This is a genomic window from Aeromonas sp. QDB20 (assembly GCF_027707805.1).
Lineage (GTDB): Bacteria > Pseudomonadota > Gammaproteobacteria > Enterobacterales > Aeromonadaceae > Aeromonas > Aeromonas dhakensis.
Genome location: NZ_JAPCJC010000006.1, coordinates 190848 through 204199 on the forward strand (window position 1 = coordinate 190848; position 13352 = coordinate 204199).

Consider the following 13352-nt stretch of genomic DNA (forward strand, 5'->3'; position numbering starts at 1 on the left):
CAGATGGCACGTCGGGCTTTGACCGACGGTCGCTTCTGGTATAGTGAAGCCCGCATTTTTAACTTGGGTTACCCCAACCAGGCACCAGGAATTTCAAGATGTCCAAATTTGCCCGTTCAGTTATTCTGGCCTCCCTGATAAGCGCCACCGCCCAGGCCAACACGCCTGTACCGACCCCGACGCCGAACGCCAACCCCGTGGTGGTTCCCGCCGCGCCGGAGATCTCCGCCAAGGCCCACATCCTGATCGACTACTACTCCGGTCAGGTACTGGCCGAGCAGAACGCCGAAGAGCGTCTGCCGCCCGCCAGTCTGACCAAGATGATGACCTCCTACATCATCGGCCAGGAGCTGCTGAAGGGGAACATCAAGCGCACCGACATGGTGACCATCAGCCAGAACGCCTGGTCCAAGAACTACTCCGACTCCTCCAAGATGTTCATCGAGGTGGGCAAGCAGGTCTCCGTCGATGACCTGAACAAGGGCATCATCATCCAGTCCGGCAACGACGCCTGCGTCGCCATGGCCGAATTCCTGGCGGGCAGCACCGACTCCTTCGCCAGTCTGATGAACAGCTGGGCCGCCAAGCTCGGCATGAACGACAGCCACTTCATGAACCCGCACGGTCTGGATGCGGAGGGTCACTACAGTACCGCTCACGACATGGCGCGCCTGGGCCAGGCCCTCATCCGCGACCTGCCGGAGGAGTACAAGATCTACGCCCAGAAATCCTTCGTGTTCAACGGCATCACCCAGCACAACCGCAACCGCCTGCTGTGGGATCAGTCCCTGCAGGTTGACGGCATCAAGACCGGTCACGTCAGCCAGGTCGGCTACAACCTGGTCTCCTCCGCCACCAACAACGAAGGCATGCGTCTGATCGCCGTGGTACTGGGCGCCAGCAGCGAAGCCTCCCGCGCCGCCGAGAGCAAGAAGCTGCTCACCTACGGTTTCCGCTTCTTCCAGAGCCTGACCCCCTACAAGGCCGGCACCGAGCTGGTGACCCAGAAGATCTGGATGGGCGACAAGCCAGAAGTGAAGCTGGGCGTCGACAAGGACGTCTCCGTGCTGGTCACCCGTGGCCAGGGCAACAACCTCAAGGCGGACTTCCAGCTCGAAAGCGAACTGAAGGCACCGCTGGCCAAGGGTCAGCGCGTCGGCACCGTGTTCCTCAAGCAAGGGGACAAGGAGATCAAGCAGGTACCGCTGGTCGCCCTGGAAGAGGTGCAAGAGGGTGGCCTGATGAGCCGTCTGTGGGACTACCTGGTGATGCTGGTTTCCAGCTGGTTCAAGTAATCCGCACGCAGGATCCCGACCAAACAGCGGCGCCAACAGGCGCCGCTGCTGTCTTTTTGGGGTCGGGCCAGTCAATAACCCTGTAAACTGCAGGTTCCGCCGACTGACGATTTGTGGTAAAAAGCAGCACCTCCATCCCTTGTCTGCCGGTCCGGCCTTGATCCCGGCCCGGGCAATGCCCATATACACTTGAGCATTGCCCCGCACAGACGGGGGCATGGCGGCCCCGAGGGGCCAACGGCCATTAGCCACAAGCAAGAAAGTCGTCTCGCGACGACCGCAAAAGGTGAGTAAATGAATACCAAGTTTGATGAACTGCTGGAGTTCCCCTGCAAGTTCCCGTTCAAGGTGCTCGGCGTTGCCGACCCGGCCCTGCCGGACATGGTGGTGGAAGTGCTGCAGCAGCACGCCCCCGGCACCTACAGCCCGACCGTCCAGCCCAGCTCCAAGGGCAACTATCACTCGGTCCGGGTCACTGTGACTGCCCAGAGCAAGGAACATATCGAAGCCATGTATACCGCCCTCGGCAACATAGAACTGGTTCGCTACGTCCTGTAAGTCGCCTCTTTCGCCCCGCCACCGGGGCGACTGATTATTTGCCGCCGGCGACCAGCGCCGTGCCGGCCGACCCAAGCGCCTGTCAGTGAGGAAAGATGTCACCCCAAACTCCCGCCGAGTCATCACAGTCCACCAGCCAGCTGCTGGTGAGACAGCTGGGCCGTCGTCCCTACCAGCCGGTATGGGATGCCATGAAGGCCTTCACCGACAGCCGCACCCCCGACACCCCGGACGAGTTCTGGGTGGTGGAGCATGACCCCGTCTACACCCAGGGGCAGGCCGGCAAGGCCGAACACCTGCTCGCCCCCGGCGACATCCCGGTGGTGCAGAGCGATCGCGGCGGTCAGGTGACCTATCACGGCCCGGGCCAGCTGGTGCTTTACGTGCTGGTGGACGTGCGCCGCAGCAAGCTGACGGTGCGCGAGCTGGTGACCTGCCTGGAGACCGCCATCATCAACACCCTGGCCAACAGCGACATCAGCGCCTATGCCAAGGCCGATGCCCCCGGGGTCTACGTGAAGAACGAGCTCGGCATGGAGGCCAAACTGGCCTCCCTTGGCCTGCGCATTCGCAAGGGGTGCTCGTTCCACGGGCTGGCCCTCAACATCAACATGGACATGACCCCCTTCCTGCGCATCAACCCGTGCGGCTATGCGGGCATGGCCATGACCCAGACCAGCGCCCTGGGCGGCCCGCAGAGCGTGGCCGAGGCGCAATCCATCCTGGTGGCCGAACTGGCCCGCCTGATTGGTTATCAAACAATAACAAACACCGAGAGTGAATCATGAGCAAACCCGTTCGTATGGAGCCGGGCGTCAAGCTGCGCGATGGCGACAAGATGGCCCTGATCCCGGTGAAATTCATGCCGGATCCCAACGAGGAAGTGCTGCGCAAGCCTGACTGGATGCGGATCAAGCTGCCACCGTCGAGCCAGAAGATCGAGCACATCAAGAGCACCCTGCGCAAGAACAAGCTGCACTCGGTGTGTGAAGAAGCCTCCTGCCCCAACCTGGCTGAGTGCTTCAACCATGGCACCGCCACCTTCATGATCATGGGCGCCATCTGCACCCGTCGTTGCCCCTTCTGCGACGTGGCCCACGGCCGCCCGCTGGCGCTCGACCCGGAAGAGCCGAAGAAGCTGGCGCTGACCATCAAGGAGATGGGGCTGAAATACGTGGTGATCACCTCGGTGGACCGCGACGATCTGCGCGACGGCGGTGCCCAGCACTTCGCCGACTGCATCAAGCAGATCCGCGAGCACAGCCCGCAGACCCGCATCGAGATCCTGACCCCGGACTTCCGTGGCCGGATGGAGCAGGCACTGGAGGTGTTCCGCGAGACCCCGCCTGACGTCTTCAACCACAACCTGGAAACCGCCCCGCGCATGTACCGGGTCGCCCGCCCGGGTGCCGACTACAAGTGGTCGCTGGAGCTGCTGCGCCGCATCAAGGAGATGCACCCCCATGTGCCGACCAAATCCGGCGTCATGATGGGTCTGGGCGAAACCAATGAAGAGATAGTCCAGGTGCTCAAGGACCTGCGCGAGCACGGCGTCAACATGCTGACCCTGGGTCAGTACCTGCAGCCGAGCCGCCACCACCTGCCGGTGAAGCGCTACGTGCCGCCCGCAGAGTTCGATGAGCTCAAAGATGTGGCCATGGAGCTCGGCTTCAGCCACGCCGCCTGCGGTCCCTTCGTGCGATCCTCCTACCACGCGGATCTGCAGGCCAAGGGGGAAGAGGTCAAATAAGCCTCTGCCCACCGACAGCAAAAGAGCGCCTTGTGGCGCTCTTTTTTATGCAAGTCGCAAAGCACATCCTGCTGGTTGGCGCCCCCGAAACGGGCATGTCGAGGGGCCTTGGTCGCTGTTATGATGTGGCGCCGTTATCGTCAACCGCCCAGGATTCGCCATGTCTCAAACCCGCCTCTTCATCGTGCACGGTTATACCGCCTCCCCCGACGCTCACTGGTTTCCCTGGCTCAAGGCCGAGCTCGAGGCCCGGGATGTCCGGGTCGAGGTGCTGGCCATGCCTGACCCCCACCACCCAAAGCCCGCCACCTGGGACGCGGCCATAGACAGCCTGGTGCGGGATCACGACGAGCGCACCTTTCTGCTCGGCCACAGCCTCGGCTGCATCACCATACTGCGCCAGCTCGACCGGCTGCCCGCCGGCAGCCAGGTGGGGGGGATCCTGCTGGTGTCCGGTTTCGATCAGCCGCTGCACACCCTGCCGGAGCTGGATCCCTTCATGACCCCGGACTATGACCCGGCCCGTATCATGGCGCTGGCACCCCGCCGGGTGGTGATCGCCTCCCGGGATGATGCCATCGTGCCCTATCCCTACAGCCAGCACCTGAGCGAGCGGCTGGCTGCGCCGCTCTACAGCCTGGAGCATGGTGGCCACTTCCTCGACCGGGACGGCTTTCTGACCCTGCCGCTGGTGCGTGACCGGCTGCTCGCCATGCTGGCGGAGGGCTGAGGCAGACAACAACGGCCACCAGGGTGGCCGTTGTTGTTTTCGACCCGGCTAGAACGACATGCCGGAGAAGGACATGAAGCCAAGCGACATCAGCCCGGCCACGATGAAGGTGATGCCAATCCCCCTCAACCCCTCAGGCACATCCGCATACTTCATCTTCTGGCGCAGGCCGGCGATGGCGACGATGGCCAGCAGCCAGCCCAGGCCTGAGCCCGCTCCATACACCACGGATTCGATGAAGTCGTAGTCCCGCTGCGCCATGAACATCACCCCGCCGAAGATGGCGCAGTGCACCGTCAGCAGCGGCAGATAGATGCCGAGCGCGTGATAAAGCGCCGGAAAGTGCTTGTCCAACACCATTTCCATCACCTGCACCAGCGCCGCCAGCACCCCGATGTAGACGATGAAATCGAGAAAGCTCAGATCAAACTCGCCGAGAAAGGTACTCTCCGGGCGCAGGATATGGCGGTAGATCAAGTTGTTGAGAGGGATGGCGATCACCATGACCACCAGCACCGTCAGGCCAAGGCCGAAGGCGGTGTTGATGTTCTTGGAAACGGCCAGGAAGGTGCACATGCCAAGGAAGAAGGCCAGCGCCAGGTTTTCCACAAAGATCGATTGAATGAAGAGGTTTACGTAATAGTCCATCGGGTCGGCTCACAACGGGTACGAACGGGAGCGCCTCCCTGCGCGCAAGCGGGCACGAAGGCGGTGCAAGAGGCGCCGGATCGGAGCCTGGCCCGCAGGCAGTACTCTGTGGCTGGGATCAGGATCGGATCGAACGGGCGCGTGGCGTGCAGCCGGCCTCTAGTCGCTGTGGCAGAACCGAAATTGCAGATGGTGGCAGCATCGCAGCCGCCGATGCAGATAGCCGAAGTGGTCGGCCAGCTGCCTGAGGTAGATGAGGGGCAGGAAGAACAGCAGGCCGCTGAGCAGGCCGAGGATCTCGTGCTGGAACCAGGCCAGCAGCATCTGGTAGAGCTCGGCATGAGCGGCCCCTTCCAGTCGTCGCCCCTGCTCGAAGCCGAGGCGCCACTGGGAGGCTGGCGGCAGGCTGGCGCTGTCGAGCAGCCCCCGCTGGGCCGGCTCGTGCAGCTGCATCGAGCCCTCCTGCCCTCCCTTTGCCGGCCCCGGGGTTGCAACGACCCCTGCCGCGGCAGAGGCGGCAAGCCAGAGAAGGCAGGCGATGGCGAGGGCCATCGACCAGGTCGACAGTCGGCCAAGGGGCAGCAAGGGATGCATCCGGTTCAAACAAAGAGGAACAAGAGGGGCGAATTTATCACAATTCCTAGATTTATTGAATTTACCATATGGTAAATCAGCTTTAATCGATGCTAAAAACCCTGATTATCAAAAAATCCAGCAATTAAAAACCACCATGATAGCAAGCGCCATGACGCCTGCTCTCATGGTGAGGACTCACCCCTGCTCAAAGGCCTGATGGTAGCGCACTTCACCACTGGGCATGGCAGCGCCGAACGAGCGGGCCATGAAGTACTCGGCCGGCACGCCGGGCAGCGTCAACCCCGGCTCGGACACGAAGCCGAAACGACCGTAGAAGCCGGGATCCCCCAGCACCACGCAACCTGCCGCCCCCATCCCCTTGAGCTCGGCCAGACCCGCCTCCATCAGCCGTGAACCCAGTCCCTTGCCGTGCAGCTCGGGGGAGACGGAAATGGGGCCAAGGCCATACCAGTGCGGGCTGCCATCGCTGATGGTCACCGGCGAGAAGCAGAGGTGGCCGACCACTCGCCCCGCCTGCTCCGCCACCAGCGACAGGCTGAGTGCCCCGGCCTGGCGCAGGTCGCGCACGATCAGCTGCTCGTTGTGATCGGTATGGGGGGCCTTGAGGAATGCGGCCACGGTCACCGCTTCAATGGCGTCATGATCGGCGCCCGTTTCGGGTCGAATGAGGATGTTCATAAGGTTTTCTCCGCTTGCTCTCTTTCAATGGATGGCCTGATCAGACTGCCTGCAGGCAGCAGATCACATAGCCGTAGCTGCCCAGGTATTGGCGGTGGATGGCCACTTCCCGGCTCAGATCCTGCCAGGCTGGGCTATCCCCCAGCTCGGCGCGATGGCGCGCCAGATTGCGCTCGATGGGATCCAGATAGTTGTGCCAGGCCCTTTGCGGCAACTGGGTGTGCCACAGGCAGCGATACCCCGCCTCCTGCACCGTCTTGAGCAGGCCAGCCAGGGTCTGCATGGCGGGATAATCCCGTTGCCAGAACGCCAGCGCCTCCTCTGGCGGCGTGTCTATCAGCCACACCAGGTCGCTCAGCACGATGCAGGCATCAGGGCCGGCAAGGTGCGCCCGCCAGGCTTTGAGCGCATTGGCCACCCCTATGGTGTAGGCGCTCCCTTCGGCCCAGATAAGGTCGGCGGGGGCCAGCTCCACCGGCAGCGCCGCCATGTTGGCGCACAGGGTGGTGACCTGCTCAAAGCCAGCCGCGCTGGCCGATCTGGCCACAGCGGCCAGCGCCTCCTCGTCGAGATCGATGGCCACGATGGCGGCATCCGTCACCTGTGCCAGCGCCATTGTGGCGGCGCCGCGCCCGCAGCCCATGTCGAGGATCCGGCGCGGTTGAATAGGCAGCGCGGCAAACTGCTGCTGGGTGAAGGTGCGATCTCCCGGTCCCCAATAGCTCATGCCATCCAGCAACTGTTTAAAATCCTGGATGTAGCGATCATGCTCGTTCATGTCTTTGCTCAGCCACTGCAGGTGATAACGCTCCTTTTCACTGAATCCCTGCTTCATCACCCAGTCGAAGTAGGCCTGCGGGGCTTGATGCTGCAGTTGCAACTGCCAGGCCTTGAACTCGTCGCCGGAGTGCACACGCAAACCGGCGAGATCCGCCAGCAGATCCCTGGCGCGTTGCATCCGCGCCAGCTCTTCATCCAGCTCCTTGACCCGGGTCTGCAGCGTTGCCTGCTCCAGCTCGCCCGCCAGGCAATCGAGGCACTGCTTGAGGCTGAGCCCGCCGGCCTGCAGGGCCTGTACCATCCGCAACCGCTGCAGATCTTCATCGTCGTAGTGGCGATAACCGTTGGCGCCCCTCGTTCCCACAATCACCCCCAGCTTCTCGTAATAAAGCAGGGTGGAGCGGGCCAGGCCGCAGCGCCTGGCCAGTTCGGATATTTTCATGACAGCGACTCGCAGTGGGGTCCGTGACCCGATGAAGGGAAGCTTAAACTGTGAAGCAATAGACGGGTCAACGGCAAAATCCGGGTTAACACCATAAAAAACGGCCACCCTGAGGTGGCCGTCATCGGCAGCAAGAGAGACTCACGGATCAGAGGCCGGCGGCTTCCAGATGCTCCACCAGCAGCTGCACGCTGCGGTTGCCGCGCCACTCGTTGACATCGAGCCGATAGACCAGCCGCACCCGTTTGACCGAGGCATCGGGCCAGCGCTGCAAGTCGACCCCGAAGGCGATGGCATCCACCGCGTGGCCGGAATCCGTGGTCAGCATCATCTTGAGGTGCTTCTCCCCCACCAGCCGCTGCTGCACCAGCACGAACTCGCCGTCGAAGAGCGGCTCGGGGAAGGCCTGACCCCAGGGGCCGGAGGCACGAATAAGTTCCGCCAGCTCGAGGGTGAGCTCGTCCGGCAGCAGTTCGCCGTCGGTGAGCAGCACCCCGGTCAAGAGCTCAGGGGTCACCAGCTCGCCGATGACCGCCTCGAACGCCCGCCCGAAGGCCTCGATATTAGCCTTGGGCAGGGTCAGCCCGGCCGCCATGGCGTGGCCGCCAAACTTGCCCATCAGGCCGGGGTGACGGGTATCGAGCAGTTCCAGCGCATCGCGCAGGTGCACCCCGGGGATGGAGCGCCCGGAGCCCTTGAGCTCGGTCTCGCTGCTCTCGGCAAACGCGATGACCGGGCGGTAGTACTTCTCCTTCACCTTGGAGGCCACCAGCCCCACCACCCCCTGATGCCACTCGTCCCGGTGCAGCACGATACCGGAGGGCACCTCGCCATCACGAAAACGGATCTGCTCCAGGGTGGCCAGCGCCTCCTGCTGCATCCCCTGCTCGATCTCCTTGCGCTCCTGGTTGAGGCTGTCCATTTCGGAGGCGAGCTGGCGCGCCAGGTTGAGGTCGTCACTCAGCAGGCAGGCGACCCCGAGGGACATGTCGTCGAGCCGGCCCACCGCGTTGAGGCGCGGCCCCAGCGCAAAGCCGAGATCGGCGGCGCACAGGCGACGACCGTCGCGGCCAGACACGTCCACCAGCGCCTGGATGCCGGGGCGGCAGCGGCCGGCCCGGATCCGCTGCAGGCCCTGATGGACCAGGATGCGGTTGTTGCCATCGAGCGCCACCACGTCGGCCACGGTGCCAAGGGCCACCAGATCCAGGTAATCCGCCACGTTGGGGGCGCGCAGCCCTTGGCGCTCATACCAGCCGCTCTGGCGCAGATGGGTGTTGAGGGCCGCCATCAGATAGAAGGCGACCCCGACCCCGGCCAGCGACTTGGAGGGAAAGTCGCAGCCATGCTGGTTGGGGTTCACTATCGCGTCGGCGTCAGGCAGCTCCTGGCCCGGCAAATGGTGATCGGTAACCAGTACCTGCATGCCGGCCGCCTTGGCTGCCGCCACCCCGGCGATGCTGGAGATGCCGTTGTCCACCGTGATGAGGAACTCGGCGCCGCGGGCCACCGCCAGCTCGACGATCTCGGGGGTGAGGCCATACCCGAACTCGAAGCGGTTGGGCACCAGAAAATCGATGTGGCGGCCACCCATGGCGCGCAGGGCCAGCACACACAGGGCCGAGCTGGTGGCACCGTCACAATCGAAGTCGCCGACGATGAGAATGCGCTTTTGCGCCGTCAGCGCCTCGGCCAGCAGGGGCACTGCCTGCGCCATGCCGAACAGGCGCTGGGGTGGCAGCAGCTGATTGGCGCTGCGCTCCAGCAGGGCAGGGTCTTCGACTCCACGGCTGGCGAAGATTTGCCGCAGCAAGGGATGAAGGGTGGCGGGCAGATGGGAATCATCCACGCGCGGACGACGACGGATTAGCAGGGGCATCGATGTGATCCAGTATCTTGAGCAGTTGTTCAGGGCTCTGATAACCGCGCAGCAGGTCGCCATTTGGCAGGACCCAGCTCGGCAGTGCCTTGATCCCGAGCCACTGGCTCAGGCCGATATGATGGGCAAGGATCTCATTACAGCCGCTCTCAGGCAAACGATCACTGAGGTCGAGTTCGCGCAGCAGCCCGGGATCGCACCAGCGCGCCTGCGCCTCGGCCAGATCGGCAAAGGGGCCAAGCACCGGCAGCAGCTGCACGCTCACCCCCCTCGCCTGCAAGGCGGACAGCTCATCCAGGGTGGTGCGACAGCCGCGGCAGGCGAGATCGGTAAACAGGGTGAGGCGGTGGCGCTCGGGCACGGCCTTGAGCTGCATCCGCCGCTCGCCGATCTGGGCCAGGGCCAGCTGCCGCTGTTGACGCTGGCCCAGCATGGTGAGGTTCTTCATGTCGTGGGCCAGATCCAGCATGGTGCCCAGCAGCACATGGTCGCCCCTGGCATCGGTATAGAGGGGCCCCTGCGCCGTGCCCAGCAGATAGAGGCCGGAGACCGGCGTCTCGTCCACCAGGTAGACCTGTACCCCGAGCCGCCGCTCTATGGTCTGTTTCAACAGTTGGGGATCCATCCCCGCGCTGACGGCAAAAGAGCCCAGCAGCATCATTCCCAGCAGTAAATAGTGCACTTTTTTACTCACTTGGCATGAACGAATGGACTCACAAGGTTACTCAGCAAATATGCTCGCCTCAACTGCTTAATTACTGATTGGTTAATAGAAGGGTCGCAAAAAAATCCCGATCTGACAGGTTGCCAATCGGGCAAAGCCCCAGCAAGCTAACCGGGACGACAGGAAACACGACGGTCATCCTCTGTTTTCCTGATGCTTTATTATTCAAACACCAGGGCGGTCCAGGCCGCTGCTAGCCCATTTTTGGAGGGGAAAATGAGTCTGATTCAAGAGTTCAAGGCCTTTGCATCCAGAGGCAACGTCATCGACATGGCGGTCGGTATCATCATCGGGGCCGCCTTCGGCAAGATCGTCTCCTCCTTCGTCGGTGACGTGATCATGCCGCCCATCGGCCTGATCCTGGGGGGCGTGGACTTCAGCGACCTCGCCGTGACCCTGAAGGCCGCCGAGGGCAGTGCGCCGGCCGTGGTCATCGCCTACGGCAAGTTCATCCAGACCATCATCGACTTCCTGATCATCTCCTTCGCCATCTTCATGGGGCTCAAGGCCATCAACACCCTGAAGAAGAAGCAGGAAGAGGAAGCTGCGGCACCGGCCGGCCCCACCAAGGATCAGGAGCTGCTGACCGAGATCCGCGATCTGCTCAAATCCCAACAGGGAAAATAAGCGCCAGCTCCTGTCGTGTACTGGAAAAAAACCGCCTTCGGGCGGTTTTTTAGCTACATCAGCAACGGAACACTTTACACTTGGCATCACCCAGACCCTGATCTGCATCCGCCCCCATCCCACGCACATCATGCTTGAATGAATGTAAACCTACAGGAATCATCGCCATGACATCCCCGACAGTGAAGACCAGAGCGAAACATGGTTTCATTCTGCGCTATTTGCTGTTGCTCTCCCTGCCCCTGCTATTGATGACAGCCAGCAACCTCTATCTGTTTTTCATCAAACAACAGAACGTAGTACGCGAGCGCATGGAGTTTTTCAGCAGCAGTACGGCCCAGCAATGGGACAACGCGCTGAGCTCGGTCGAAGAGCAACTCAATATTCTGGCGGTGGATCTCGCCAACCATGACGGCGTGCTCCCGCCAGAAATGCGGGCGCGGCACTACTCGGTGTGGCAGCAGCTCAGCCGCTCGGGCAGCCTGCTGAAGGGGCTCTACTATGTGCAGCGGGACAATACCCTGGTCAACTTCAACCACCAGCTCCCCCCTTCCCCCCAGGCAATGGCCAAACAAGCATGGTATCTGGATGCCATCCATACGCCGGGGATCAATATCTGGAGTGCCCCCTATCTCGACACCGTCCAGCACATTCCGGTGGTGACCCTGTCGCGGGCGGTCTTGAACCACAGCGGCAAGATAGTGGCCGTGATTGGCCTGGACGTCGAGCTGTCGCGAGTCTCGGACCGGATCGGGCGCATGCTGCAGGGCGGCAAGCAGATGACTTACCAGCTCTACGATCGCAGGTATCAGCGCATCGTGGCGCACAGCAACCCGCTGCTGAACGCCACCCCGCTCGACGAGCCCTGGTTATCCCGGCTTCAGGGGAAAAATGGCGCGATCCAGAGCCAGGATGACGAACTCATCGCCTACTACACCCTGGCCAACAACCCCGGCTGGCAGGTCATCATCATCTACCCCTTCAGCAACTCCTTCGTCATCAGGGAGCTGCTGCCCAACATGATGATGGGGCTGTTGCTGTCGCTGGTCATGTTCATCCTGGTGGCCGTCATCTTCCATCAGCGGCTGGAGAACACCATCGGCATGCTGGTGCAGGTGGTGCGCCAGCTGCGGGTCACCCCGCCGGGACAGCCCCTCATCATCCCCCGCATTCCGGGCATCGAGGAGCTGGAGGACGAGATCACCCTGATTTCGGACCAGATGCAGGCGGAGAGCGAGAAGGCCCAGCGCGATGCCCTGACCGGGCTCTACAACCGCCGCTACATGGACACCCTGCTGAGCGAGCTGCACCAGCAACATACCCCCTATGTGCTGGCCATCATCGACATCGACAACTTCAAGCTGATCAACGACCGCCATGGCCACCCCGCCGGCGACAGCGTGCTCAGACGCACCGCCTCCCTGGGCAGCCAGTTGCTGGAGGGCAAGGCCACCCTCTGCCGCTTTGGCGGCGAGGAGCTGGTCGCCATCTTCGAGCAGGGGCGGCTTAAGGAGGCACAGCAGCAGATGGATCAGTGGCGCCGGGCCATGGCCACGCAGAACTGGCGCGAACCGGGCTTGACCGTCACCTTCAGCGGTGGGCTGGCCGAGGCGCTGGATGCCCCGCCCGCCGAGGTGCTGGCCCGGGCGGATGCCGCCCTCTATCGCGCCAAGCAGGAGGGGAAAGATCGCCTCTGTCTGGCCTAGGCGCGCGGGTGGTGCTGGCCGTGCAGTGCCTTGAGCCGCTCGTTGGCCACGTGGGTGTAGATCTGGGTGGTGGAGAGATCCGCGTGGCCCAGCAGCATCTGCACCACCCGCAGGTCGGCGCCGTGGTTGAGCAGGTGGGTGGCGAAGGCGTGGCGCAGGGTGTGGGGAGATAGCTCCCCGCTGATGCCGGCCCGCAGGGCATAGAGCTTGATGCGGTGCCAGAAGGTCTGGCGGGTCATCATCTGGGCCCGCTTGGAGGGGAACACCACGTCCGAGCTGGTGCCCCCCAGCAGCAGGCCGCGACCCTCACGGTAATAGCGCTCCAGCCAGTGCACCGCCTCCTCCCCCATGGGAACCAGCCGCTCCTTGTTGCCCTTGCCCACCACCCGCACCAGCCCCTGGCGCAGGCTGACATGCTCGGCGGTCAGCCCCACCAGCTCGGAGACCCGCAGTCCGGTAGCGTAGAGCAGCTCGAGCATCGCCTTGTCGCGCAGCTCCAGCGGGTCATCCACCTGCGGCGCTTGCAGCAGCGCCTCCACCTCGGCTTCGCTGAGATCCGATGGCAGCTTCTTGGGCAGTTTGGGCCCCTCCAGCAGCACGGTGGGATCGTCGCTGCGCAGCTTCTCGCGGTTGAGATACTGGTAGAAGCGGCGCAGGGCCGACAGGAAGCGGGCCGTGCTGCTGGCCGCGAACTGCTGGTCCACCCGCCAGGCGAGGTAGTGCTGGATGTCGTCCAGCCCGGCCAGCAACAGGGAGCCCCCCTGCTCGTCGAGCCAGAGGGAGAATTTTTCCAGATCGCTGCGATAGGAGCTGACCGTATTGTCGGAGAGGCCCCGCTCCAGCCAGAGGGCGTCGAGAAACGGCTCGATCAGGGGATGGGATTCAGCTTTGCTCATGGTACGCCGCGCTCAGGGAAACAGGCCCCCATTGTAACGTGT

14 protein-coding genes are annotated in these 13352 nt (G+C 63.1%); 7 read left to right on the forward strand and 7 right to left on the reverse strand.

The features are described 5' to 3' along the window. Nucleotides 1-98: 98 nt before the first annotated feature. The 5 genes from PG897_RS10025 to PG897_RS10045 all read left to right on the forward strand — a co-directional run bounded on the left by PG897_RS10025 (nucleotide 99) and on the right by PG897_RS10045 (nucleotide 4333). Nucleotides 99-1295 carry a D-alanyl-D-alanine carboxypeptidase family protein gene (locus tag PG897_RS10025; RefSeq protein ID WP_005298230.1) on the forward strand — a complete coding sequence of 399 codons (1197 nt, stop codon included), beginning with the start codon at nucleotides 99-101 and terminating at the stop codon, nucleotides 1293-1295. A 294-nt stretch (nucleotides 1296-1589) separates the two neighbouring features. Beyond that, nucleotides 1590-1853 carry a DUF493 family protein YbeD gene (gene ybeD, locus PG897_RS10030; protein WP_005298227.1) on the forward strand — a complete coding sequence of 88 codons (264 nt, stop codon included), beginning with the start codon at nucleotides 1590-1592 and terminating at the stop codon, nucleotides 1851-1853. A 95-nt stretch (nucleotides 1854-1948) separates the two neighbouring features. Beyond that, nucleotides 1949-2641, forward strand: coding sequence for a lipoyl(octanoyl) transferase LipB (lipB, locus tag PG897_RS10035; protein ID WP_010633147.1), 693 nt, complete (start codon nucleotides 1949-1951; stop codon nucleotides 2639-2641). Next, nucleotides 2638-3603 carry a lipoyl synthase gene (lipA, locus tag PG897_RS10040; protein ID WP_005298218.1) on the forward strand — a complete coding sequence of 322 codons (966 nt, stop codon included), beginning with the start codon at nucleotides 2638-2640 and terminating at the stop codon, nucleotides 3601-3603. Before lipB ends, lipA begins: the two co-directional genes overlap by 4 nt. Before the next feature lie 160 nt (nucleotides 3604-3763). Beyond that, nucleotides 3764-4333: an RBBP9/YdeN family alpha/beta hydrolase gene (locus PG897_RS10045; protein WP_126881279.1), complete on the forward strand. Its 570-nt coding sequence runs from the start codon at nucleotides 3764-3766 to the stop codon at nucleotides 4331-4333. Nucleotides 4334-4381: 48 nt separating this feature from the next. Here PG897_RS10045 and nqrE read toward each other — a convergent pair whose 3' ends face one another. The 6 genes from nqrE to PG897_RS10075 all read right to left on the reverse strand — a co-directional run bounded on the left by nqrE (nucleotide 4382) and on the right by PG897_RS10075 (nucleotide 10039). Next, nucleotides 4382-4981, reverse strand: coding sequence for an NADH:ubiquinone reductase (Na(+)-transporting) subunit E (nqrE, locus tag PG897_RS10050; RefSeq protein ID WP_043170220.1), 600 nt, complete (start codon nucleotides 4979-4981; stop codon nucleotides 4382-4384). 159 nt (nucleotides 4982-5140) lie between these two features. After that, nucleotides 5141-5434 (reverse strand): hypothetical protein, encoded by a 294-nt coding sequence (locus PG897_RS10055; protein WP_080760831.1) that lies wholly within the window; start codon nucleotides 5432-5434, stop codon nucleotides 5141-5143. A 318-nt stretch (nucleotides 5435-5752) separates the two neighbouring features. Next, nucleotides 5753-6256 carry a GNAT family N-acetyltransferase gene (locus PG897_RS10060; RefSeq protein WP_005298211.1) on the reverse strand — a complete coding sequence of 168 codons (504 nt, stop codon included), beginning with the start codon at nucleotides 6254-6256 and terminating at the stop codon, nucleotides 5753-5755. 40 nt (nucleotides 6257-6296) lie between these two features. Beyond that, nucleotides 6297-7478 carry a MerR family transcriptional regulator gene (locus PG897_RS10065; protein ID WP_043170222.1) on the reverse strand — a complete coding sequence of 394 codons (1182 nt, stop codon included), beginning with the start codon at nucleotides 7476-7478 and terminating at the stop codon, nucleotides 6297-6299. A 148-nt stretch (nucleotides 7479-7626) separates the two neighbouring features. After that, nucleotides 7627-9357: a single-stranded-DNA-specific exonuclease RecJ gene (gene recJ, locus PG897_RS10070; protein WP_017780678.1), complete on the reverse strand. Its 1731-nt coding sequence runs from the start codon at nucleotides 9355-9357 to the stop codon at nucleotides 7627-7629. Next, entirely contained in the window at nucleotides 9320-10039 is a 720-nt protein-coding gene (locus PG897_RS10075; RefSeq protein WP_043170224.1) for a disulfide isomerase DsbC N-terminal domain-containing protein, read from the reverse strand. Before PG897_RS10075 ends, recJ begins: the two co-directional genes overlap by 38 nt. Nucleotides 10040-10297: 258 nt before the next feature. Between PG897_RS10075 and mscL the strand changes: the two genes are divergently transcribed. Continuing rightward, nucleotides 10298-10708: a large-conductance mechanosensitive channel protein MscL gene (mscL, locus tag PG897_RS10080; protein ID WP_005298202.1), complete on the forward strand. Its 411-nt coding sequence runs from the start codon at nucleotides 10298-10300 to the stop codon at nucleotides 10706-10708. Nucleotides 10709-10875: 167 nt separating this feature from the next. Beyond that, on the forward strand, nucleotides 10876-12414 hold the full coding sequence (locus PG897_RS10085; RefSeq protein ID WP_043170226.1) for a sensor domain-containing diguanylate cyclase: 1539 nt from the start codon (nucleotides 10876-10878) through the stop codon (nucleotides 12412-12414). Here the strand turns inward: PG897_RS10085 and xerD are convergent. Next, nucleotides 12411-13310, reverse strand: a complete 900-nt coding sequence (gene xerD, locus PG897_RS10090; RefSeq protein WP_201881624.1) for a site-specific tyrosine recombinase XerD — start codon at nucleotides 13308-13310, stop codon at nucleotides 12411-12413. The genes PG897_RS10085 and xerD overlap by 4 nt on opposite strands. Between the last annotated feature and the right edge of the window lie 42 nt (nucleotides 13311-13352).